At 65.5% G+C, this 23,407-nt stretch carries 24 protein-coding genes; all 24 read left to right on the forward strand.

Features of this window, described 5'->3' with window-relative positions; all coding sequences use genetic code 11:
- Positions 1 to 43: 43 nt before the first annotated feature.
- The 24 genes from LGT36_RS04790 to ribH all read left to right on the forward strand — a co-directional run bounded on the left by LGT36_RS04790 (position 44) and on the right by ribH (position 23,385).
- Positions 44 to 487, forward strand: a complete 444-nt coding sequence (locus LGT36_RS04790) for a type II 3-dehydroquinate dehydratase (RefSeq protein ID WP_226095901.1) — start codon at positions 44 to 46, stop codon at positions 485 to 487.
- 41 nt (positions 488 to 528) lie between these two features.
- Positions 529 to 1,092, forward strand: coding sequence for an elongation factor P (gene efp, locus LGT36_RS04795; protein ID WP_226095899.1), 564 nt, complete (start codon positions 529 to 531; stop codon positions 1,090 to 1,092).
- A complete protein-coding gene (gene nusB, locus LGT36_RS04800; protein ID WP_226095897.1) occupies positions 1,093 to 1,551 on the forward strand; it encodes a transcription antitermination factor NusB in 459 nt (152 codons plus the stop codon). It abuts the gene before it with no gap.
- 17 nt (positions 1,552 to 1,568) lie between these two features.
- Positions 1,569 to 1,886, forward strand: a complete 318-nt coding sequence (locus LGT36_RS04805) for a YrhK family protein (RefSeq protein ID WP_226095896.1) — start codon at positions 1,569 to 1,571, stop codon at positions 1,884 to 1,886.
- Between the two features lie 83 nt (positions 1,887 to 1,969).
- Entirely contained in the window at positions 1,970 to 2,515 is a 546-nt protein-coding gene (gene pyrR, locus LGT36_RS04810; protein ID WP_226095895.1) for a bifunctional pyr operon transcriptional regulator/uracil phosphoribosyltransferase PyrR, read from the forward strand.
- Positions 2,512 to 3,468, forward strand: coding sequence for an aspartate carbamoyltransferase catalytic subunit (locus tag LGT36_RS04815; protein WP_226095894.1), 957 nt, complete (start codon positions 2,512 to 2,514; stop codon positions 3,466 to 3,468). Before pyrR ends, LGT36_RS04815 begins: the two co-directional genes overlap by 4 nt.
- A complete protein-coding gene (locus LGT36_RS04820; protein ID WP_226095890.1) occupies positions 3,465 to 4,763 on the forward strand; it encodes a dihydroorotase in 1,299 nt (432 codons plus the stop codon). Before LGT36_RS04815 ends, LGT36_RS04820 begins: the two co-directional genes overlap by 4 nt.
- A complete protein-coding gene (carA, locus tag LGT36_RS04825) occupies positions 4,760 to 5,908 on the forward strand; it encodes a glutamine-hydrolyzing carbamoyl-phosphate synthase small subunit (RefSeq protein ID WP_226095888.1) in 1,149 nt (382 codons plus the stop codon). Before LGT36_RS04820 ends, carA begins: the two co-directional genes overlap by 4 nt.
- The gene (carB, locus tag LGT36_RS04830; RefSeq protein WP_226095886.1) at positions 5,908 to 9,228 is read left to right on the forward strand and encodes a carbamoyl-phosphate synthase large subunit; all 3,321 of its coding nucleotides are present in this window, start codon (positions 5,908 to 5,910) and stop codon (positions 9,226 to 9,228) included. Before carA ends, carB begins: the two co-directional genes overlap by 1 nt.
- 51 nt (positions 9,229 to 9,279) lie before the next feature.
- On the forward strand, positions 9,280 to 10,137 hold the full coding sequence (gene pyrF, locus LGT36_RS04835; RefSeq protein WP_226095884.1) for an orotidine-5'-phosphate decarboxylase: 858 nt from the start codon (positions 9,280 to 9,282) through the stop codon (positions 10,135 to 10,137).
- A gap of 37 nt (positions 10,138 to 10,174) precedes the next feature.
- Positions 10,175 to 10,489, forward strand: a complete 315-nt coding sequence (gene mihF / locus LGT36_RS04840) for an integration host factor, actinobacterial type (RefSeq protein ID WP_226095883.1) — start codon at positions 10,175 to 10,177, stop codon at positions 10,487 to 10,489.
- Positions 10,486 to 11,040: a guanylate kinase gene (gene gmk, locus LGT36_RS04845; protein WP_226095882.1), complete on the forward strand. Its 555-nt coding sequence runs from the start codon at positions 10,486 to 10,488 to the stop codon at positions 11,038 to 11,040. Before mihF ends, gmk begins: the two co-directional genes overlap by 4 nt.
- A gap of 53 nt (positions 11,041 to 11,093) precedes the next feature.
- On the forward strand, positions 11,094 to 11,360 hold the full coding sequence (rpoZ, locus tag LGT36_RS04850; RefSeq protein WP_226095880.1) for a DNA-directed RNA polymerase subunit omega: 267 nt from the start codon (positions 11,094 to 11,096) through the stop codon (positions 11,358 to 11,360).
- A gap of 5 nt (positions 11,361 to 11,365) precedes the next feature.
- Positions 11,366 to 12,598, forward strand: a complete 1,233-nt coding sequence (gene coaBC, locus LGT36_RS04855; protein WP_226095879.1) for a bifunctional phosphopantothenoylcysteine decarboxylase/phosphopantothenate--cysteine ligase CoaBC — start codon at positions 11,366 to 11,368, stop codon at positions 12,596 to 12,598.
- A gap of 60 nt (positions 12,599 to 12,658) precedes the next feature.
- Positions 12,659 to 13,822 (forward strand): methionine adenosyltransferase, encoded by a 1,164-nt coding sequence (gene metK, locus LGT36_RS04860; protein WP_226264618.1) that lies wholly within the window; start codon positions 12,659 to 12,661, stop codon positions 13,820 to 13,822.
- Positions 13,822 to 15,723 carry a hypothetical protein gene (locus tag LGT36_RS04865; protein WP_226097554.1) on the forward strand — a complete coding sequence of 634 codons (1,902 nt, stop codon included), beginning with the start codon at positions 13,822 to 13,824 and terminating at the stop codon, positions 15,721 to 15,723. Before metK ends, LGT36_RS04865 begins: the two co-directional genes overlap by 1 nt.
- A gap of 21 nt (positions 15,724 to 15,744) precedes the next feature.
- A complete protein-coding gene (fmt, locus tag LGT36_RS04870) occupies positions 15,745 to 16,677 on the forward strand; it encodes a methionyl-tRNA formyltransferase (protein ID WP_226097553.1) in 933 nt (310 codons plus the stop codon).
- Positions 16,674 to 18,047 carry an RsmB/NOP family class I SAM-dependent RNA methyltransferase gene (locus tag LGT36_RS04875; protein ID WP_226097552.1) on the forward strand — a complete coding sequence of 458 codons (1,374 nt, stop codon included), beginning with the start codon at positions 16,674 to 16,676 and terminating at the stop codon, positions 18,045 to 18,047. The genes fmt and LGT36_RS04875 overlap by 4 nt, the downstream gene beginning before the upstream one ends.
- Before the next feature lie 67 nt (positions 18,048 to 18,114).
- Positions 18,115 to 19,362, forward strand: a complete 1,248-nt coding sequence (locus LGT36_RS04880) for an AGE family epimerase/isomerase (RefSeq protein ID WP_226097551.1) — start codon at positions 18,115 to 18,117, stop codon at positions 19,360 to 19,362.
- A gap of 46 nt (positions 19,363 to 19,408) precedes the next feature.
- Positions 19,409 to 20,062, forward strand: coding sequence for a ribulose-phosphate 3-epimerase (gene rpe, locus LGT36_RS04885; RefSeq protein WP_226097550.1), 654 nt, complete (start codon positions 19,409 to 19,411; stop codon positions 20,060 to 20,062).
- 2 nt (positions 20,063 to 20,064) lie between these two features.
- On the forward strand, positions 20,065 to 21,084 hold the full coding sequence (gene ribD / locus LGT36_RS04890) for a bifunctional diaminohydroxyphosphoribosylaminopyrimidine deaminase/5-amino-6-(5-phosphoribosylamino)uracil reductase RibD (protein WP_226097549.1): 1,020 nt from the start codon (positions 20,065 to 20,067) through the stop codon (positions 21,082 to 21,084).
- On the forward strand, positions 21,084 to 21,677 hold the full coding sequence (locus tag LGT36_RS04895; protein ID WP_226097548.1) for a riboflavin synthase: 594 nt from the start codon (positions 21,084 to 21,086) through the stop codon (positions 21,675 to 21,677). The genes ribD and LGT36_RS04895 overlap by 1 nt, the downstream gene beginning before the upstream one ends.
- Entirely contained in the window at positions 21,674 to 22,915 is a 1,242-nt protein-coding gene (gene ribB / locus LGT36_RS04900; protein WP_305881767.1) for a 3,4-dihydroxy-2-butanone-4-phosphate synthase, read from the forward strand. The genes LGT36_RS04895 and ribB overlap by 4 nt, the downstream gene beginning before the upstream one ends.
- Positions 22,912 to 23,385 carry a 6,7-dimethyl-8-ribityllumazine synthase gene (gene ribH, locus LGT36_RS04905; protein WP_226097546.1) on the forward strand — a complete coding sequence of 158 codons (474 nt, stop codon included), beginning with the start codon at positions 22,912 to 22,914 and terminating at the stop codon, positions 23,383 to 23,385. Before ribB ends, ribH begins: the two co-directional genes overlap by 4 nt.
- The last annotated feature ends 22 nt before the right edge of the window (positions 23,386 to 23,407 follow it).

Raw genomic sequence — 23,407 nt, forward strand, 5'->3', positions numbered from 1 at the left:
GTCGTCAACCCTGGCACTGGCGCACAACGCTACGCTGGGGCGCATGAGCAACGTACTGGTCGTCAATGGGCCCAATCTGGGCAGGCTCGGTACGCGGGAGCCGGAAAAGTATGGCTCGACCACGCACGACGAGCTAGCTGCATTGGTGATGCAGTGGGGCGCAGAGGTTGGGTTGGAGGCCACGCTTCGACAGTCCGATAGTGAGACCGACTTGGTGCACTGGATGCACGAGGCGGTGGACAGTGGCACTCACGTGGTCCTCAATCCCGCGGCCTTCACGCACTACTCTTACGCTCTCCGGGATGCTTGTGCATTGGTGACGGCGGCCGGCCTTGTCCTGGTGGAAGTGCACGTAACGAATCCGCACGCTCGGGAGGATTTCAGGAGCGTCTCGGTGATCTCCGGCGTTGCCACGGGCACCATCGGTGGCTTTGGCGTCGACTCCTACCGCCTGGCCTTCCAGGCTGTGGCTCAGCGCGTCGGCTAGACTGGCCGACGGACTTTTTCACCCAACACCCAAGGACGATTGTGGCGACCTCGAACGACATCAAGAACGGCTCCGTGCTGAACCTCGACGGCAACCTCTGGACGATCATCGACTTCCAGCACGTGAAGCCAGGCAAGGGCGGCGCCTTCGTGCGCACCAAGATGAAGAACGTGATGTCTGGCAAGGTCGTCGACAAGACGTTCAACGCGGGCGCGAAGGTCGAGTTCGAGACTGTTGACCGCAGGGACATGCAGTACTTGTACAACGACGGCACCGACTACATCTTCATGGATCCCGACACGTTCGACCAGGTGTCGATCACGCCGCAAATCATGGGCGAGGCCAAGGACTACCTCTTGGAGAACGAGAAGGCCCTGGTCGGCTCGCACAACGGCAACCCCATCTTCGTGGAGCTCCCTGCGTCCGTCGTGCTCGAAGTGACCTACACGGAGCCCGGCCTCCAGGGCGACCGTTCGTCTGGCGGCACGAAGCCTGCGACGCTCGAGACCGGCAAGGAGATCCAGGTTCCTCTGTTCCTTGAGGCTGGCACCAAGGTCAAGGTCAACACCTCATCCGGTGAGTACCTGAGCCGCGTGAACGACTAGATGGCAGCACGTACCAAGGCCCGCAAACGCGCTCTCGACATTCTCTTCGAGTCTGACCAGCGCGGCGCCAACGTTTCCCAAGTGCTGGCGGAGCGCATCGCCCTGTCGGGCCGCGAGACGGAGCTGCCCGAGTACTCCGCGCAGATCGTGTCGGGAGTGGTCGCGCACTGGATGGAGATCCAGGCGTTGATCGAGGAGGCGTCCACGGAGTGGACGGTGGACAGGATGCCTGCGGTGGACAGGGCGCTCTTGCGCATCGCTACGTGGGAGATCCTCTTCAACGATGAGGTCTCGGTCGCCGTGGCTATTGACGAGGCTGTTGACCTCGCCCGCGACCTCAGCACTGATGACTCCCCGCGCTTCCTCAACGGGGTGCTGGGGCACATCGCAAGAGAGGCTCCTGCGATTCGCCCTGCCGCCACTGATGATGCTGAGATGGAGTCAGACCACAACGAGTGACGATGCGAGGAGGGCCCGTGTCCAACCACCGTGAACTTCAAGAACCCCAAGGCGACCTCTCGCTCAAGCTGGGTCGCGAGCAGGTCGACATCGAGAACCGCTGGGAAGTCGCGTCAATCCTCAATGACGTGATGACCGGCGTATGGTTCCTCACCGGTTCCATCCTGAACCTCGTAGGCGGCTCGGGCGACTGGCCGATGTACTTCTATCTCGCGGGCTCCTCGCAATTGCTCTTGCGCGCGCTTCTTAGGCTGGCTCGCCGCATCCACATTCGTCGCACCTCCACTCGCTCGGGCCCAAGGATGTACAAGCGCACCACACCCGGTTCGTCGTAGCGAACATCGGCGGGGCCCCTGCGGTAGGCTGACCGCCAACACCCCTTTAAGAGCCGTCCTGTGAGGCGGAGAAGGAGGTCGCCTTGACAGGCACCATTCTTGGCGCGCCCGACATCGACAGGGCGCTGACCCGTATCGCGCACGAGATCCTCGAACGCAATGGCGGCGCAGCCAACATCGTCCTCTTAGGCATCCCGACCCGCGGTCTTCCCCTCGCGGAGCGCCTCGCCGCCAAGATCGCCTCCGTCGAACAAGGCTTTGACGAGCGGGAACGCTGCGGCGCCCTCGACATCACCATGTATCGCGACGATCTGCACCGGCAGCCCACTCGCACCATTGGCCCCACGAGGCTTCCGTCTGAGGGCATCGACGACGCTGTGGTGGTCTTGGTCGACGACGTCTTCCACACCGGCCGCACGGTCCGGGCAGCGCTCGATGCGATCAAGGACTTGGGACGGCCGCGTGCCGTGCAACTCGCGGTCTTGGTCGATCGCGGGCATCGGGAGTTGCCCATTCGCGCCGACTTCGTGGGCAAGAACATCCCCACCGCCAGATCCGAGCGGGTGGACGTACACCTCAACGAGATCGACGGCGAGGATGCCGTCATCCTCACGGAGGGCGAACGATGAAACACCTGCTTGGCACCCAAGACCTGAGCAGGCAGGAGGCGATCCGCATCCTCGACACGGCTGCCCAGATGGCCGCCACACAGGAGCGCGAGATCCGCAAGTTGCCCACTCTGCGAGGCAAGACGGTGGTCAACCTCTTCTTCGAAGACTCCACCCGCACCCGAATTAGCTTCGAGGCCGCCGCCAAGCGCCTCAGCGCCGACGTCATCAACTTCTCGGCAAAGGGCTCGAGCGTGTCAAAGGGCGAGAGCCTGAAAGACACCGCGCTGACCCTGCAAGCCATGGGCGCCGACGCCGTCGTCATCCGTCACTGGGCCTCCGGCGCCGCCAATCAACTGGCCCACGGGGGCTGGCTCCACGGCAGCGTCCTGAACGCGGGTGACGGCACGCACGAGCACCCCACCCAGGCCCTGCTTGACGCGTACACCATGCGTCGTCACTTGGTTGATCAGCCGGAAGGCAAGGGGCTCGACGGACTGCACGTGGCGATCGTGGGCGACATCCTCCACTCCAGGGTCGCTCGGTCGAACGTGCACCTCTTGACGACCCTGGGGGCGAGCGTCACGCTCGTCGCGCCGCCAACGCTCCTGCCGGTCGGCATCGGCCCGTGGCCTGTGAGCGTCGTGCATGGTCTCGACGCGGCCCTCGACGGCCCGCCGCTCGACGCCGTCATGATGCTGCGGGTTCAGCGCGAAAGGATGACTGGCGGGGGAGCGGCGTTCTTCCCGAGCCCTCAGGAGTACACGCGGCTGTTCGGCCTCGACGGCCAGCGCCTGGCGCGCCTGCCGGAGCACGCGATCATCATGCACCCTGGCCCCATGAACAGGGGCCTTGAGATCTCGGCCGAGGCTGCCGACAGCGCGCGTTCGGTCATTGTGGAACAGGTAGCCAACGGGGTGGCGGTGCGGATGGCCGCGCTCTACCTGCTCTTGGCAGGAGAGGAAGAGTCGTGAGTAGCACGTTCATCATTTCGGGCGCCAGCGCCTACGGGGACACGCCAGCCGACGTGGGGGTTGCGGACGGCGTCATCGTCCCCGTCGACGCGCTACCGACCGATGCCGTGCGCATCGATGGCGAGGGACTCGTGCTCCTGCCTGGACTCGTCGACCTCCACACCCACCTGCGCGAGCCAGGACGGGAGGATGCGGAGACCATCGAGACAGGTTCGCTGGCCGCCGCGAGAGGTGGCTGGACCGCGATCCACGCCATGGCGAACACCAACCCCGTGGCCGACACGGCGGGAGTGGTCGAGCAGGTCTGGTCAAGGGGACGCGAGATCGGGCTGGTTGACGTGTACCCGGTGGGCGCCGTCACCGTTGGCCTCAAGGGCGAGCACTTGTCGGAGATGGGCGCGATGGCTCACTCCCGCGCACGGGTTCGACTCTTCAGCGACGACGGAATCTGTGTGAACGACCCCGTCATCATGCGCCGCGCCCTCGAGTACGTGAAGTCCTTCGACGGAGCGGTCGTGCAGCATGCCCAAGACCTGCGCCTGACAGAGGGCTCCCAAATGCATGAGGGCGAAGTCTCAGCAGAGCTCGGCCTCACGGGCTGGCCTGCCGTGGCAGAAGAGTCGATTGTGGCTCGCGACGTGTTGCTTGCCGGCCACGTCGGTTCGCGAGTCCATATTCAGCACCTGTCGACGGCTGGCTCCGTCGACATCGTCAGGTGGGCGAAGTCCCGCGGCATCAATGTGACGGCAGAGGCGACGCCTCACCACCTCTTCCTGACCCACGAAGAGGCCAGAAGTTACAACCCGCTGTTCAAGGTGAATCCGCCACTGCGTACTGCGGAGGATGTTGACGCCGTGCGTCAGGGCCTTGCCGACGGCACGATCGACATCGTCGCGACGGACCATGCGCCCCACCCCAGTGAGGACAAGGATTGCGAGTGGGCCGCGGCGGCCTTCGGCATGACGGGCCTCGAAACCGCGCTGGGGATCGTTCAGTCGGTCATGGTCGACTCGGGGCTGATGACCTGGCGGGACGTGGCGCGCGTGATGTCGACAACGCCGGCGAGCATCGGCAGAGTCTCGCAGTGGCACGGCCGACCGATAGCGGTGGGGGAGCCGGCGCACTTGACCCTCGTGGATCCCCATGCCACGTACACGGTTGACCCCGCGTCGCATGCGAGCAGGTCGCGCAACACGCCTTACGCTGGCAGGGTCCTCCCAGGCCGTGCCGTTGCCACCTTCTTGCGCGGCAAGCCCACCTACCTTGATCCACGTTTCGAAGGAGTGTTCGCGTGAGCAACGACCAGGCCGTGCTCGTCCTCGAAAACGGCGACGTGTACCGTGGACAGGCCTATGGCGCCCGCGGTCAGACCCTCGGCGAGATCGTCTTCAACACGGGCATGACGGGCTACCAAGAGACGCTGACAGACCCCTCGTACTACCAGCAGATTGTCGTGATGACGGCGCCGCACATCGGCAACACCGGCATGAATGACCAGGACGCCGAGTCACGGCGCATTTGGGTTGCGGGTTTTGTGGTGCGCGAGCCAGCCCGCAGGTCCAGCAACTGGCGTTCTCAGCGGACGCTCGAGGCTGACCTTGCGGAACAAGGCGTCGTTTCCCTGTCAGGAATCGACACGCGCAAGCTCACGAGGACACTGCGCACTGCAGGCACGATGCGCGCTGGCATCTTCTCCGGCGACGCCATCGCCGACGATGCCGAACTGCTGGCACGTGTGCGCGAGTCTGCGCCCATGGCGGGAGCACATCTCGCCGACGCCGTCTCGATCGATGGCGACTACGTCATCTCGCCGCCTGAAGGCGTCGACCAAGTGGCGCACGTTGTCGCCGTCGACCTTGGCATTAAGGCCATGACTCCAGAGCTCATGGCTCAGCGCGGAATCAAGGTCACGGTCGTTCCCTCATCGTGGACGGCAGAGCAGATTCTCGCTCGCGAGCCTGACGGTGTCTTCTTCTCGAACGGACCAGGGGACCCGTCTGCGGCGGACAGGTCGGTGAGCGTCGTGCGCGGCATTCTCGATGCACGAGTGCCGCTTTTCGGGATTTGTTTTGGCAATCAACTCTTGGGCCGCGCCCTTGGCTACGGAACATACAAGCTGCGTTTTGGCCACCGCGGCATCAACCAGCCCGTGATGGACCGCACCACTGGCAAGGTGGAGGTGACGAGTCACAACCACGGTTTCGCGGTGGATGCACCGCTCGACGGCGCCAGCGACTCGCCCAACGGCTACGGGAGAGTGCGCGTCAGCCACGTCTGTCTCAACGACGATGTCGTCGAAGGTCTCGAGTGCCTCGACGCGCCCGCCTTCTCTGTGCAGTACCACCCAGAGGCGGCCGCAGGGCCCCACGATGCCTCATACCTCTTTGACCGCTTCCTCGACCTCATGAACGGTCGGCGCACCTTGGAAGGAACGCACTAGTGCCCCGCCGCGACGATATTCAGACCGTGATGGTGATCGGCTCCGGCCCGATCGTCATCGGCCAGGCATGCGAGTTTGACTACTCCGGCACCCAGGCGTGCCGGGTGCTCAAGGCCGAGGGCCTGCGAGTTGTCCTGCTCAACTCCAACCCCGCCACGATCATGACGGACCCCGAGTTCGCTGACGCCACCTACGTGGAGCCGATCACGACGGAAGTGATTGAGCGCATCATCGAGAAGGAGCGTCCCGACGCGCTCTTGCCGACGCTGGGCGGCCAGACCGCGCTCAATGCCGCCATCGCTGCGGCAGAGGCAGGCATCCTTGACCGCTACGACGTCGAGTTGATCGGCGCCAACCTTGAGGCGATTAACCTTGGCGAGAACCGCGAACTGTTCAAGGGCGTCGTGGAACGCTGCGGCGCGGAGAGCGCGCGTTCGCACATCTGTCACACGATGGAAGAACTGATCGCGGCGGCCGAAGACCTCAAGTACCCGGTCGTCGTGCGCCCTTCGTTCACCATGGGCGGCCTCGGCTCAGGCTTCGCCTACAACGAGGAAGACTTGCGCCGCATCGGCGGGGCCGGACTGCACTACTCGCCGTCCACCGAGGTACTGCTCGAAGAATCAATCCTCGGGTGGAAAGAGTACGAGCTCGAATTGATGCGCGACCGCAACGACAACGTCGTCGTGGTGTGCTCAATCGAGAATGTCGACCCCGTGGGCGTCCACACGGGCGACTCCGTGACCGTTGCGCCTGCCCTCACGTTGACCGACCGCGAGTATCAGAAGCTCCGCGACGTGGGCATCGCTGTGATCCGTGAGGTGGGCGTCGACACCGGAGGCTGCAACATTCAGTTTGCCGTCGAGCCGGACACCGGTCGCGTCATCGTCATCGAGATGAACCCGCGCGTGTCGAGGTCATCGGCTCTCGCCTCGAAGGCGACGGGCTTCCCCATCGCCAAGATCGCCGCGAGGCTCGCCATCGGCTACACGCTCGACGAGATCCCCAACGACATCACGGGTTCGACGCCAGCGAGCTTCGAGCCGACGCTCGACTACGTCGTCGTCAAGGTTCCTCGTTTCGCCTTTGAGAAGTTCCCCGCGGCTGACCCTGTGCTCACCACCACCATGAAGTCGGTCGGCGAGGCCATGGCAATGGGCCGCAACTTCACGGAGGCGCTCGGCAAGGCCATGCGCTCCATTGACAAGAAGGGCCAGGTGTTCCACTGGGAGGGCGAGCCGCCCACCGGCGCGACTCTTGACGCCTTGATTGCCGAATGCGCCATTCCCACCGAACACCGGCTGATCCAGGTGCAGCAAGCCCTCCGCGCCGCCGTCGCCGATCCCGGGGTGCTTGACCGCGTTTTCGACGCCACAGGGATCGACCCGTGGTTCCTCGATCAGATTCTGCTCGTCAACGAGATCGCGCTCGAGGTTACTGGTGCCGCTCGTCTCGATGGTGCCCTGCTGCGGCGAGCCAAGAGTCACGGTCTGTCGGATGCGCAGCTGGCGAAGCTGCGCCACATCGACGAGACGCAGATCGCTTCCGCGCGCGTCGAGGCAGGGGTGCTGCCAGTCTTCAAGACAGTAGATACCTGCGCCGCCGAGTTCGAGGCACACACGCCCTATCACTACAGCTCTTACGACGAAGAGAGCGAGGTGCAGCCGCGCGAACGCGAGGCCGTCCTCATCCTCGGCTCTGGACCCAACCGCATCGGCCAGGGGATCGAGTTTGACTACTCGTGCGTCCACGCGGCTCTCACGTTGAGGGACGAGTACGAGACCGTCATGATCAACTGCAACCCAGAGACCGTCTCCACTGACTACGACACGTCCGATCGCCTGTACTTCGAGCCCCTCACCTTCGAGGACGTGATGGCCGTGTACGAGGCAGAGAAGGCCGCGGGGCCTATCAAGGGAATGCTGGTCCAACTGGGCGGGCAGACGCCCCTGAGCCTCGCTCAGCGCCTCGCCGACGCAGGGGTGCCGATTCTTGGCACCAGCCCGCAGGCGATCGACAAGGCTGAGGATCGCCGCGAGTTCGGCGTCGTACTCGAGACTGCAGGCCTTCCTGCTCCTCAGTACGGCACTGCCCACGGCATCGACGAGGCGATCGAGATTGCCGAGCGGATCGGCTTCCCTGTGCTCGTGAGGCCTTCTTACGTGCTCGGCGGGCGCGGCATGGAGATTGTCTACTCTCGCGAACAACTTCTTGACTACGGCACCAGGATGGCCGACGTGGGCGACCACGCCACAGACGCGCCACTGCTGATCGACAAGTTCCTCGACGACGCCATCGAGATCGACGTCGACGCCCTCTTCGATGGCGACGAGATGTTCCTCGGCGGCGTCATGGAGCACATTGAGGAAGCGGGCATCCACTCGGGGGACTCTGCGTGCGTGTTGCCGCCGGTCACGCTCTCAGCGGCCGACCTCGACCGCATCAGGGTCTCCACGGAAGCCCTCGCACGCGGCATCGGCGTCAAGGGGCTCATGAATGTGCAGTTCGCCCTAGCCAGCGACGTGCTGTACGTGCTGGAGGCGAACCCGAGGGCGTCGCGCACCGTGCCGTTCGTGGCCAAGGCAACGGGAGTGCCGATCGCCAAGGCGGCGGCCCGCGTCATGCTGGGAGCGTCCATCTCCGAGCTGAAGGCGGAAGGCGTGCTGCCGCAGGTGGACGCGAGCGTCTACAACGACCACGCCAGGATCGCCGTCAAGGAAGCGGTGCTGCCCTTCAAGCGCTTCCGCACTCGGGATGGCCTCGCCGTCGATTCCGTGCTGGGGCCGGAGATGCGCTCGACGGGCGAGGTCATGGGCTTCGATGAGACGTTCCCTCTTGCCTTTGCCAAGTCTCAGGCGGGTGCCATCGGAGGCTTGCCGATGTCTGGCACCGTCTTCGTGTCGATGGCCGATCGCGACAAGCGGGCCATCACCTTCCCGGTGGCGCGGCTTCATCAACTTGGATTCACCATCTTGGCGACGGAAGGGACTCGCAGGGTGCTGTTGCGCCATGGCATCCCTTCCGAGGTGGTGCGCAAGAAGTCTCAGGGCAAGGGTCCTCACGGAGAGCCCACCATCGTCGATCTCATCAACGGCGGCCAGATCGACATGGTGGTGAATACGCCTTCAGGTCAAGGAGCACGTGCCGATGGTTATGAGATCAGGGCGGCGGCCACCGCGGCCGACGTGGCGATCATCACGACCACTCAGCAGCTTGCTGCCGCTGTGCAGGCGATCGAGGCGCTCCAGGGAGGGCGGTTCGAGGTCATGAGTTTGCAGGATGTTGCGCGTGCCTTAGCGCCAGCGAGAACGCCCAGGTAGAGTGGCTCGTATTACATGACGATCGATCAGGTATCAAGGAACGGAGGTCCCATGGCGTTCGGAGCAAGGCTTGACTCCGCGATCCAGCAGTGGGGACCACTGTGCGTCGGCATCGACCCTCACCCCGAACTCTTGGCCCGTTGGGGCCTCACCGATACCCCTGAGTCGCTCGTGTCATTCGCCGACGCCGTGTTGGAAGCGTCGGCGCGCTCAGTTGCCGCCGTCAAGCCGAATGCGGCCTTCTTCGAGCGGCACGGAGCGAGGGGAGTAGCAGCACTCGAGCACACGTTGCGGCGCGCGAAAGAATTGGGCATCCTCACCATCCTCGACGTCAAGCGCGGAGACATTGGCTCGACCATGGAGGGCTATGCCGACGCGTACCTTGCGCAAGGCGTTCCGCTCGAGGCCGACGCCATTACGGTGTCGCCATTCTTGGGCTTCGGATCGCTGAGGCCCGCGTTTGAGCTGGCTGAGCACACCGGCAAGGGCGTGTTCGTGCTCGCGCTGACGTCGAACCCAGAGGGAGCCTCGGTGCAGCACGCGACCGATGCGAATGGCCTCTCGGTGGCGCGCGCAATCGCCGAAGGAGCCGCAGAGTTGAACGCTGGCGCGAGCCCCATGGGCTCCGTCGGCTTGGTGGTGGGGGCCACCGTTGGTGATGCCGTGCGCAGTCTCGGCATTGATCTTGGCGCCGTTAACGGCCCTCTGTTGTCCCCAGGGGTTGGCGCCCAAGGCGCCAGCCCGGCAGAGGTGGCGGACGTGTTCGGGTCAGCCCGGTCGCGCGTTCTCGTCAGCCAATCACGGGGAGTGTTGATGGCTGGACCATTCGTGGAAAAGCTGAGAGGCGCCATTCAAGCCGCCGCCGGTGCTGCCCAGTACGCTTTGGGCACGGTGGAGGTAGGCGAGTAACGCCGCGAGTCCCACGGCGTTTCAACAAGGAGGTCGCATGGCTACACCGGAACTCACTGACGAGCAACGCGCTCAAGCGCTCGTCAAGGCCACAGCGGTGCGCAGCGCGCGCCGTGTCTTCAAGGAGAACCTCTCGCAAGGGCAGATGTCCCTGAGTGAGGCGATCTCTCGCGCCAAGGCGGACGACGCTTTGGCTGGCATACGTGTTCACGACCTGTTGCAGTGTTTGCCAGGCGTCGGTCCCAAGCGAGCCACCGTCGTCATGGAAGACATCGGAATCTCGCCTGCCCGTCGTGTGCGCGGGCTAGGAACCCATCAGGTAGACGCGCTGGTGGCGCGCGAGCGCGGATGACCCGACTCGTCGTCGTGGCCGGTCCCTCCGCCGTTGGCAAAGGCACCTTGGTCACCGCACTGAAGGAACGCATGCCAGAGGTGTGGGTATCGGTCTCGGCGACGACGAGGCCCGCTCGGCCATCGGAAAGCGATGGCGTGCACTACTTTTTTGTCACGCCAGAAGAGTTCACACGGATGGCTGAGCGGGGCCAACTCCTCGAGTGGGCCGTTGTCCACGGCACGCATCGATACGGCACTCCGCGAGCGCCCGTCGAGGAGCGACTCGCGCGGGGGATTCCCGTGGTGCTCGAGATTGACCTGCAGGGAGCGCGACAGGTCAAGCAGGCTATGCCAGAAGCGTTGTTCGTGTTCGTGGCGCCGCCATCGTTCGAGGCGCTCGTGGAACGGCTGGCCATCCGCGGCACTGAAGGAAGCGAAGAACGAGAGCGCCGGCTGGCGACCGCCAGGGAGGAACTCGCGGCAGTGAGCGAGTTCGACGTCACGCTCGTCAACGACACCCTGGACGACGCCGTGGAGGAGTTGCAGGCGATCGTGGCCTCGGCAGGCTAAGATAGGTGGCGCTGTCTGCCTTCAGGTGGGCGCGAGCGAGGAGAGGATTCACGTTGTCTGGAACCGTTGCACACCCCGAGGGCATCACCAACCCGCCCATCGACGAGTTGCTTGCAAAGGTCGACTCCAAGTACGCGCTCGTGATCTATGGGTCAAAGCGTGCCCGCCAGATCAACGCGTACTACGAGGCGCTTGGCGAGGGCCACTTCGAGAACGTCGGCCCGCTGGTGGAGGCTGACTCTACCGACAAGCCACTGTCTGTCGCCTTGCGCGAAATCAACAGCGGCAACCTCCTCGTGCTCGGCGAGACTGAGGTCTAGCGTTCATGCGGGTGCTGCTGGGAGTCACCGGCGGCATCGCGGCGTACAAGGTTGCGCTCGTGGCGCGCCGCCTCAAAGAGGACGGACACGCTGTTCGCGTGATTCCCACCGAGGCGTCGCTGAACTTTGTCGGTCGCGCCACCTGGGAGGCGCTCACTGGAGAGCCTGCCAGGTCGGGAACCTTTGAGAACGTGCCGGCTGTCGAGCACATCATGCTCGGCCAGCGCGCCGACATTGTGTTGGTTGCGCCAGCGACCGCTGACTTCTTGGCGTCGATGGCCGCCGGCGAGGCCCGCGACTTGCTGGGCAACGCCTTGCTCGCGACCACTGCCCCCGTCGTGGTGGCGCCAGCGATGCATACGGAGATGTGGCGTCATCCTGCCACCGCGGCGAATGTCGCCACGTTGCTTGCGCGCGGCGTCCACGTCATCGAGCCCGACTCTGGACGCCTGACCGGCTCTGACACGGGGCCAGGCCGCTTGCCTGAGCCAGACGACCTTGTCGCTGCACTCTATGCGGTGGCGCAGAGTTCGCAGATCGCGCCAACGCCGTCGTCCGGCACCGACTCCTCTTGGGGAGATCTTGGCGGCGTGAGCATCGTCATCTCAGCAGGGGGTACACGAGAACCGATCGACGCCGTCAGATTCCTTGGCAACCGTTCGAGTGGTCACCAAGGCTTCGTTCTGGCGGAGGCGGCGCGGGAGCGCGGCGCCCAGGTCACCGTGGTCGCGGCTAACGTGGCGTTGCCGCTGGGGGAGGGCGTGGCGCGCGTGGACGTAGAAACGTCGGCGCAACTGGCCGACGCCATGCGCGAGGCGGCCATCGACGCTGACGCGGTGATCATGGCGGCGGCGGTGGCCGACTATCGTCCCGCATCAACGAGCGCCAACAAGATCAAGAAGAACGGCGCATCGTTGACTCTCGAGCTCACGGAAACGGAAGACATCCTCGCGTCGCTCGTGGCAGCCAAGCCGCCAGGTCAGGTCATCGTCGGCTTCGCTGCAGAGACGGGCGACGACGCCGGCAGCGTTCTCGATTATGGCCGCGCCAAGGCGCGCCGCAAAAAGGCAGACCTCTTGGTGGTGAACGAAGTGGGCCACGGCGTCGGCTTTGGGGACGTCGCCAACGCGGTGTCCATGCTGGATGCCGACGGAGCGCTCGTTGCCGAGGCATCCGGAACCAAACTCTCGGTGGCGCACGCGGTGCTCGACCAAGTTGCCGAGCGCGTCAAGCGCTAGCACCTCGCGCACCCTCATCTCACGGCAGCCATGTCCGATGTGCCAAGTATGCTGAACGCCATGTCGCTGCGCCTCTTCACCTCCGAGTCCGTCACCGAGGGCCACCCAGACAAGGTGTGCGATCAGGTCTCCGATGCCATCTTGGATGAGATGTTGCGCCAGGACCCCCAGTCGCGGGTTGCCGTCGAGACGATGGTCACCACGGGTCTCGTTCATGTGGCTGGCGAGGTGACCACCGAGGCCTACGTGGACATCCCCTCCACCATCCGTGGCGTGGTGAGGGACATCGGCTATACCTCGTCCCGCATCGGCTTCGATGCCGATTCTTGCGGTGTGTCCGTGTCGATCGGAGAGCAGAGTCCTGACATCTGGCTCGGAGTCGGCGATGCTACCGACTCCGACGCCCATGAACTCGGTGCCGGCGACCAGGGGCTCATGTTCGGCTACGCATGCAAAGACACGGCTGAACTGATGCCGCTGCCCATCGCTATGGCTCACGCGCTTACGGCGCGATTGGCCGCCGTCCGTAAGCAGGGAATCATTGAGGGATTGCGGCCAGACGGCAAGGCCCAGGTGACGATCGGCTATGACGGCGAGGTTCCCGTCACCGTCGACACTGTCGTCGTGTCCACTCAGCACCGCGAGGGCGCCAGCATCGGCGAGTTGCGCGAGGCAGTGGAGGCCCAGGTCATTGGACCAGTGCTCGCGAGTTTCGCGCTCGACGCGTCTGGACATCGCTCCTTGATCAACCCCACTGGCCGCTTCGAGATCGGGGGGCCGATGGGTGACGCGGGGCTCACTGGCCGCAAGATCATCGTTGACACCTACGGGGGGATGGCGCGCCACGGGGGCGGAGCGTTTTCAGGGAAGGATCCTTCGAAGGTCGACCGTTCCGCCGCGTACGCGATGCGGTGGGTGGCCAAGAACATCGTTGCTGCTGGCCTTGCCGAGCGCTGCGAACTCCAGGTCGCCTACGCGATCGGAACCGCCTCTCCCGTTGGCCTGTATGCCGAGACGTTCGGCACGCACACTGTCGATCCCGAGCGCATCGTGAAAGCCGTTCGCGAGGTCTTTGATCTGCGGCCCTCTGCTCTCATCGCTCAGCTCGACCTGCGTCGGCCGATTTACCGAGCCACCGCGAGCTACGGGCACTTTGGACGGGAACTTCCCGACTTCACCTGGGAGCGGACCGATCGCGCAGACGCTCTCGCCGCGGCGGTCTAGTGTTCGCGCGGGTCGTCGTCGATAGCCCGCTGCCGCACCTCGACAGGCCTTTCGACTACTCCGTCCCTGAAGCACTCGCAGGCGTGGTGCGCGTGGGCAGCAGGGTGCGTGTCCCTTTCGCAGGCAGGCTCAGTTCGGCCGTGGTGGTGGACCTCTCCGACGAGGCGTCACCTCACGCGTTGAAACCCATCAAATCCGCTGGCGCCGTCGCTTCCTTCAGCCAAGAGGCTCTGAATCTCGCACGCCAGATCGCGGCACGCTACGGCGGATCACTGTGGGACGTGTTGCGCCTGATGGCGCCCGCTCGAGTTGCCTCCGTGGAGAAGTTGGACTGGGAAGCGATGGAAGCGGCGCATGTACCAGCCGACCTCGTGGTTGCGTCATCCGAGCACGCGCGCGCCGCCGGACTGCCGACCGCCCCTGGCAGCCGGACCGTGTGGGCAGCATCGCCAGCGTCGTCGTTCCCCATGCCGGTCGAACCGATACTTGCATGGGCGTTGGCGGCCATCGCCGATCATGGCTCTGCCATCATCGTTGTGCCGGACGCGCGGGCCGCGCACGCTCTTGCCGCACATGCCCAAAGCCTTGGATTGCGCCGCTGGACGGCCCGGTCAGGTGGGCACTTCGCACTCATGGATGCAGACGACGGTCCCTCCCTCAGGTTCGGCTCGTACCTGGCGGCGATGCGGGGAGTGGCGAGGCTCGTGATCGGGACCAGATCGTCGGCATGGCAACCCGTACCGACTCTGCGCGCCTTGTGTATCTGGGATGAAGGCTCCACGACATTCTTCGAGCCACGCGCTCCCTACCCGCACTCCAGAACCGTCGCGGCCATGCGGGCTCAACAGACGGAAGCGTCGCTGATGATCGCTGGGTATGCGGTGTCGCCTGACGCCGTGGCGCTGGTCGAGAATGGCTTCGCCTCGCGTGGAGGGACCGCGTCTCTTCGCGAGTCCTTGCCCCGTGTCGACGTGATCGGGCCCGAGCGGCGGGAACGCGAAGGTGGCCAGGGCAAGCATTGGATGCCCGCCTCGGTCTGGACCCCCTTGATTGCTGCGGCGCGCGATCGAGTGGCGGCCATCCTGGTGCCACAGTCCGGCTATGCGAGCGGACTCAGGTGCTCGCGCTGTTCCACGCCCGCCGAGTGTCCCGAGTGCGGAGGCGACCTTCAGCGCGCATCAGCTCAGGATGCGCCCCAATGCCGAGAGTGCGAACGCGAGGCGCCGCAATGGCATTGCCCTGAATGCAGAGGTTATCGACTCACGCCGGCGGGTCTTGGCGTGGAGAGACTTGCCGCTCAAGTGACGCGTATGGCGGCGGGAGTGCCTGTGACCGTCTCCTCGTCCGGTACGGGGGTCGCTGGCGACGGTTCCGTGGCGTCAGGCGTGGTCGTCGCCACCCCGGCTGCGTTGCCAGCGGTGGCTGGCGGGTATGAGCATTTGGCAATTGTCGGCGCGCGCGTCAACGTGGGTGAGGGCCTGGGTGCCGAGTACGCGACGCTAAGGCGGTGGATGAACGCCGCAGCTCTCGTGGCACCGCGCGCTGACGGCGGGGTGGTGAGCGTCGTGGGTGACATCCCCGAAGCGCTGCGGCTCGCACTCGTGGCGTGGGACGGGTGGGACGCGGGAGCAGGAGACCTTGCTCAACGCAAGCAACTGGGCCTTCCTCCTCATCGTCGTGCCATGCGCCTCGACGGGCCTCGCGATGCGATCGAGGCGTTTGCGCGAGCGGTCGAGGAGGGGCCGTTCGACCTCTCCAGGGACGCGGAAGGCGCGTGGGTGTTGGCCACAAGGGCCGCCATGCCGGCTCTTGTCGCCGTTGCTCGCTCGCTTGCGGTCGAACGCTCGGCCGCCTCCGCCCAGCCACTGTTCATCAGGGTCGACGCGGTTCCAGGGGCATAGACGGCACCTACGATAGAACCCATGCGCTTGATCTTTGCCGGTACTCCCGACGTCGCCATACCTTCCCTCGAAGCACTGATCGACGCAGGGCATGAGATCGCGCTCGTTGTCACACAGCCGGACGCTCGTGGCAAGCGCGGGAGCGCCCTGCACCCCAGCCCGGTCAAAGTCCGCGCTGAACACCTTGGACTCGACGTGGCGACGCCGTCCAAGGCGTCAGATCCAGACTTCGTCGAGAGGGTGCGCGCCCTCGATGCGGACGCAGCCGCCGTGGTCGCCTACGGCCAGATCTTGCGTCCAGCGCTGCTTGCGGCCACACGACTGGGGTGGGTGAACCTCCATTTCTCGGTGCTACCCGCGTGGCGGGGCGCCGCGCCCGTTCAACGCGCCATCCAAGCCGGCGACGATGTCACCGGCGCGTCGACGTTCCTGATCGAGGAGGGGCTCGACACCGGACCCGTGATCGGTCAGGCTACCGAGCGCATTCGGCCAACCGACACGGCGGGAGATCTCCTTGCCCGACTCGCGGTGGTGGGCGCACCACTGCTGAAGGACTCGCTTGAGGCCCTCGGAGGGGGCTATGCGTCACCCGTGGCACAGCCGGAGGATGGCGTCAGTCATGCGGCCAAACTGAGTCGAGAAGATGCGCTGATCCGTTGGGACCTCCCTGCCCACGTGATCGACCGTGCCATCAGGGCCTGCACGCCAGCGCCGGGTGCGTGGACCACGTTGCCGGACGGGTCAACGGCAAAGATCGGTCCGGTGACCGAGGTGGCAGGGCACGGCACGACACCTGGTCTGCTCAAGAGTGAGGAAGACGGCGTCACCGTCGGCACGGGCACCGCGCCCGTTAAGTTGAGCTGGATCCAACCAGCGGGAAAGAGCGCTATGGACGCTGGGGATTGGTGGAGAGGCGCCCGGTGGGGCACCGGCGCACAATTGGGCGAGGCGTGAACGATCCCGCGCGGCGTGCCGCGCTCGATTGTGTGCTCGCCGTCGAGGTAGACGGTGCGTACGCCAACCTGGCAATGCCAGGGATTCTGCGCCAGGCCAAGTTGCGCGGCCGCGAGGCGGCGTTCGCGACGGAGCTGGCGTACGGCACTCTTCGCATGAGCGGCCTCTACGACGCGGTCATCGCACGCGCAGCAAACCGCAAGCCCGACTCACTCGAACTGCCGGTGAGGGCGATCCTGTGGCTCGGTGCTCACCAGGCACTGTCGATGAGCACGCCGCAGCACGCGGCCGTCTCCGAGACGGTGGACCTCGCGAAGGCCGTGAACCTGGGCCGAGCGAGCGGTCTCGTCAACGCGGTGATGCGCAGGATCGTGGAGCGCGATCTCGACGCCTGGCTCGCCGTCGTCGCGCCGGGAAACGGACGGACGGCAGTCGCCACAAGGCACTCGCACCCCGAGTGGATCGTCGCTGAATTGGAGCGTTCGCTCGCGGCGCGCGGGCGGGCAGGCGAGGTGGAGCAGCTCTTGGCCGCACATAATGTGCCCGCAGCGGTCACGCTCGTGGCCAGGCCTGGGCTGGTTGATCGCGACGAACTGGCGCGACTGACCGGGGGAGTCCCGACGCCGCTATCGCCTTATGGCGTCACCCTCGAGAGCGGTTCTCCAGGCGGCCTCGCCGACGTGGAGGCCGGGCGGGCCGGCGTTCAGGACGAGGGCAGCCAGATCGTCGCCGCCGTCATGGCTTCAGAACTCGCAAAGCCCTTGGCAGCGGGGGAGCGGTGGCTCGATGCTTGCGCAGGCCCTGGCGGTAAGACGGCCCTGCTCGGCGCTCTGGGGGCCAGCAACGGCGCGCGTCTCGACGCCGTCGAACTTCATGACCACCGCGTGCGACTCATTGAGCAGAACGTGAGGGCCCTGCCCGTCGGCGCCGTCGACGTGTTTGCCGGGGACTCCACCCAGTGGACCGGCGGACCGTACGACCGCATCTTGCTTGACGCCCCTTGCACAGGGATCGGAGCCCTGCGCCGCCGCCCGGAGTCGAGGTGGAGGCGGTCGGCAGACTCGCTCGAAGAGCTGACGGCGCTCCAGACGGGATTGCTTCGCCATGCGGGCGAACTCCTCGCTCCCGGCGGTGTCATCGCCTACGTGACGTGCTCGCCTGTCATTGCGGAGACAACGGACGTCATCGCAGCATCGGGGCTGCGGTCGATCGACGTGCGCCCGGCCGTCGCCGACGTGACAGGAACGGCCGCCGAAGCGTGGGGCGCGGGGCCCGATGTGCAGTTGTGGACTCACGTCCATGGCACTGACTCGATGTACCTGGCACTTCTTGCGAGGGGACCAGAAGTCGGCGCTGTCGAGTCGTCCTAGACTGCGCTTAAGGGTGATGTAGCCCGCCAGCAACCGCTGCGGGAAAGATGTCTGCGGAAGGTGTGCGATGACAGTGGCGAGGCCTGGAAGCGCGGAGTTCAGGGTCCATCAGCGGGCCGACCTGCTGCGTTTTGCCGCGGGGTCTGTCGTTCCAGATGGCTTTGGTTGGCTTGACGAATCTGGCTCTGTCTCGCCCGACCACCCCACAGAGTTGTGGATCACGTGCCGTATGACGCACGTGGCCGCGCTCGGGGTGCTTGCCCACGAAGAGCCTGCGCCAGGCGGTCCAGATGTGGACGCGTTGCGAGCCATGGCGGCTCACGGGGTCAGGGCGCTCGCCGCGGGCGCGTTGCGTGACCGGGTTCACGGCGGATGGCGCGCCTCAGTTCGTGACGGCGCGAGCGTCAACGGCGCCAAGCAGGCGTATGGACACGCCTTCGTTGTTCTTGCAGCGTCGTCTGCGGCGGCGGCTGGCATCGACGGAGCGAAGCAGCTACTCGCTGATGCCCTGGCCGTCTCAGAAGAGCGTTTCTGGGATGACGAGCAGGGCCTCTCTGTCGACTCGTGGGACGAGCAATGGACGAGTTGCGATCCCTATCGCGGCATCAACGCCAACATGCACACTGTCGAGGCGTATCTCGCGGCGGGTGACGTCACGGGAGAGTCGCTGTGGCACGTGCGAGCAGGACGCATCGCCGCGCGCGTTGCCGAGTGGGCGAGCGCGCACCAGTGGCGCATTCCCGAGCACTTCACTCCGGAGTGGGTGCCCCTTCTCGAGCACAACATTGATCAGCCTGCCGACCCCTTCCAGCCTTACGGCGCGACGGTGGGTCATGGCTTGGAATGGGCGCGCTTGCTCCTGGCGACGGAAGCGACACTGGCCGAGGCGTCGCCGCCTGCGCTGCGTTCCGCTGCCGTTGCCTTGTATGACCGCGCCGTCGCGGACGGCTGGGCGGCCGACGGCGCCGATGGTTTCGTGTACACGACGGACTGGCAAGGCAAGCCCGTCGTGCAGGAGAGGATGCACTGGGTGCTCGCGGAGGCCATCAACACCGCGGTGGCGCTCGCCCACGCCACGGGAGAGGAACGCTACGCGGCGGATCTTGAACGTTGGTGGGACTACGCGAACGATTTTCTGATCGACACCGACAACGGCTCGTGGCGCCACGAACTCGATGCCATGAATCGTCCTAGCGCGAAAGTATGGCCAGGAAAGCCGGACGTGTATCACGCCTACCAAGCAGCGCTCATGGAGGACGTGCCCCTCACGCCGTCGTTCGCTCGTGCGCTGTCCGACCTAGGAGGCCTGGGGTGACCGTACGCGGCGACAAGGATGAGCGTCGTCGCGATAGTGTCGACGTATGAGCGTTCGTATCGCGCCTTCGATTCTCGCGGCCGACTTTGCCAACCTTGAACGGGAGATCCTCACGGTCTCCAGCGCAGACCTCTTGCACGTTGACGTGATGGATGCGCACTTCGTACCGAACCTCACGATCGGACTGCCGGTGGTCAAGCGCCTGGCGGAGGTGTCCCCGCTGCCCCTCGACGTTCACCTCATGATCGAACACCCTGACCGCTGGGCCCCCCGGTATGCCGAGCTCGGAGCAACTTCCGTGACCTTCCACATTGAAGCGGCGGGCAATCCCCGCCAGATCGCGGCCGATATCAGGTCTACAGGGGCGCGTGCGTCCGTGGCGATCAAGCCAGACACTGGCGCCGACGTCGTCATGGGCCTGCTGGGCGATGTCGACATGGTGCTCGTGATGACAGTCGAACCGGGTTTCGGAGGTCAGGAGTTCAAGCCGGAGACGCTTGAGAAACTCACTGCGCTGCGCTCTGCCGCACGCGAGGCGGGCACGGCGCTGTGGCTCCAAGTGGACGGGGGGATCACCACGGAGACAGCGCCAGCGGCGGTCGCGGCCGGTGCCGACACGCTTGTGGCGGGGTCGGCGGTCTTTGGTCACGAGGACAGGGCAAGCGCCATCGAGGGACTTCGACTGGCGAGCAGGCCGTAGCAATGAACGGGCCGGTTGACGACGCCCAAGCGATGGATCTGGCTGCCTCCTTGGCCGCGCTTGGGCCGGCCCACGGACCCAACCCCAGGGTAGGCGCTGTCATCGTCAGACCAGATGGTCGCGTCATCGGGGAAGGCTTTCACCGGGGTGCTGGCACGGCGCACGCTGAGGTTGCCGCCATCGAGGCGGCGAGGGGAGCGGGTGAGGAACTCGCAGGGTCGACGGCATACGTGACGCTCGAGCCGTGTAACCACACGGGTCGCACAGGGCCGTGCACCGACGCCCTCACGAACGCAGGCGTCTCGCGGGTGGTCTACGCGGTAGCTGATCCCAACCCAGAGGCTGGCGGGGGTGCGGCGACTCTCCGGTCGCGAGGCATCGACGCCTCGCTTGCACCGCACGCCACCGCAGAAGCACTGAACATGCGTTGGCTGTCTTCCTTGAGACTTGGCCGTCCGCACGTCATCGCCAAGTGGGCTCAGACCCTTGACGGCAAGATCGCCGCGGCCGATGGCACGAGCTTCTGGATTACCGGCAACGAGGCAAGAGATCATGCGCACCACACCCGCGCCAGCGTCGACGCCCTCCTGGTGGGCACCGGCACAGTGATTGCGGATGACCCTGAGCTCTCCGCACGGCCCAGTCGAGTGTCCCAACCCCATCAACCGCTGCGCGCGATTATGGGCCTGAGCGACACGTCAGGGGCCAAAGTGTGGCGCGACAACAACGCCATCGCCGTGACCACCAGGAGCCCTGAAGAAGCGCTCGACGCGTTGGCAGCTCGCGAGGTGCGGACGGTCGTGGTCGAAGGTGGCGGGAAGGTCCTCACGGCCTTTCTTCGCGCGGGGCTTGTCGATGAACTCCACGTCTACGTCGCGCCTGCCCTCCTGGGCTCTGGCATCCCGGCCATCTGGGATCTGGGAATCGGCACCATGACCGACGCGTTGAGGGGTCGGGACGTGACGATCACGCCTCTCGGTGTAGATTGCCTGGTCACGGCCATGGTCACGAAGGGAAAGTAATGTTTACCGGCATCGTTGAGTCGGTCGGCACCGTTACCTCAGTCGAGGATGGCGGCGCGTCGGCGCGACTCACCATCGCCTCGCCAGGTCTCGGCGGCGATCTAGTCCATGGCGAGTCCATTGCCGTCAACGGAGTGTGTCTGACGGTGGCGAGCATCGCCGACGACGGGTGGACGGCCGACATGATGCGCATCACGCTGGAGACGTCGGGGCTGGGAAGGCTCACGCCCGGTGCTCGAGTCAACCTTGAGCGCGCGATGCCTGCGACAGGGCGTCTCGGTGGCCACATCATGCAGGGCCATGTCGATGGTGTCGCCACTCTCGTTGCGCGTGACTCTCAGGCTGAGTGGGACGATCTCACGTTCGAACTCCCTGCCGAACTGCTGCCCTACGTCGTCCGCAAGGGCTCAATAGCCCTCAACGGGGTGTCACTGACGGTCGCCGAGCTGAGCGGCAACCGCGCCACGGTATCCCTGATCCCCACGACCTTGTCCGACACCACCTTTGGTGACTTCTCCGTCGGCGACGTTGCCAACGTTGAGGTCGATGTGATCGCCAAGTATGTGGAGCGGCTGATGGAGTCAAGGTCGTGAGCGATGCAGTGATCGCGTTGGTGGAGAGAGCTCTCGAAGACCTCAAGAGCGGCAAGCCGGTCTTGGTGTGCGATTCCCGCGATCGAGAGGACGAGGCCGACTTCATCATGTCGGCCGAGACGGCCACGATGGAGTGGGTGGCATGGGGAATCCGCCACTCGAGCGGATACCTCTGCGCCCCGATGCCAAGTTCCAAGGCCGACGCTCTCAACCTGCCCTTGATGGTGCCCAATAGCCAGGACCCTCGCCGCACCGCGTACACGGTGTCGGTGGACGCCGCTTCCGGCGTCACGACAGGGATCTCGGCCGCCGATAGGCATCGGACGTTGCAAGTCCTCTCTCGCGCAGACGCGGAGCCCGACGATTTCATCCGTCCTGGGCATGTTTTGCCGCTGCGCGCCGTTGCAGGTGGTGTCCTGCACCGCCCTGGGCATACCGAGGCCGCCGTGGATCTTTGCCGACTGGCCGGTCTCGAGCCCGTGGGCGTGATCGCTGAACTTGTGAACGACGACGGAACGATGATGCGCCAGGGCGATGCTTCCGCACTCGCCTCCAAGGAGGGGCTTACCCTCATGACCATCGCCGACCTCATCCACTTCCGCCGCACCAAGAAGGACCTGCCGGAAACCGTCGAGCCGCAGCCACATCGGGTGCTGTTTGAGGGCGAAGCGAGGCTTCCCACCGCGCACGGCGAGTTCACCGTGAAGGCCTACCGGGACGCGCGTACGGGACACGAGCACGTGGCGCTGTACAAGCAGCCAATGGGGGATGCCGTTCCCATCGTGCGAGTGCACTCGGAGTGCCTCACGGGGGACGCCTTCTCCTCACATCGTTGCGACTGTGGCCCGCAACTTGATGCCGCTCTTGATCGGGTCAACGCCGAAGGTGGTGCGGTGATCTACCTCACGGGCCATGAGGGCCGTGGCATCGGGATCATCTCCAAGATTCAGGCGTACGCGCTCCAGGACGCCGGCAGGGACACCGTGGACGCGAACCTCGAACTCGGACTGCCGGTTGACCGGCGCGAGTACGGGGCCGCTGCTGCGATCCTTGAGGACTTGGGCCTGACGCACGTGCGCCTGCTCACCAACAACCCCGCCAAGGTCGAGGGTCTGCGGGCATCCGGCATCACCGTGACGGACAGAGTTCCTCACCACGTGGGCGATCACCCAGAGAACGAGGCATACAGGCTCACCAAGGTGCAGCGCATGGGGCACCTGACGGGAGAGACCGCATGAGTGGCCACGGGGCACCGAGTCTCGACGTCAACGGTGCAGGCATCACTGTCGACATCGTGGCGTCACTGTGGCACACAGAGGTGATGGATGGACTCGTTGCAGGTGCGTTGCGGGCCATCGAGGCCGCAGGCGCTGAGGCGCGGGTCCTGCGGGTGCCAGGAGCGTTCGAGTTGCCCGTCGTGGCGGAGAAGCTTGCGCGTTCTGGCTCCACTGCCATCGTGTGCCTCGGGGTCGTGGTGCGGGGCGATACGCCTCACTTCGACTACGTGTGCGAGGCCGTCACGCGTGGACTGACCGACGTGGCGCGACAGCATGCCGTCCCGGTCGGCTTCGGTGTCTTGACAACCGACAACGACGCTCAAGCCCTTGCGCGCGCAGGTTTGGCCGACTCTCGGGAAGACAAAGGCGCGGAGGCCGTCGAGGCCGCGCTCGCCACGGCGGCCCTGCTGGCCGCGATCGACGGTCGGTAGGCCCAGGTCCTACTAGGCTGGC

This window comes from Demequina sp. TMPB413, from assembly GCF_020447105.2.
Classification (GTDB): Bacteria; Actinomycetota; Actinomycetes; order Actinomycetales; family Demequinaceae; genus Demequina.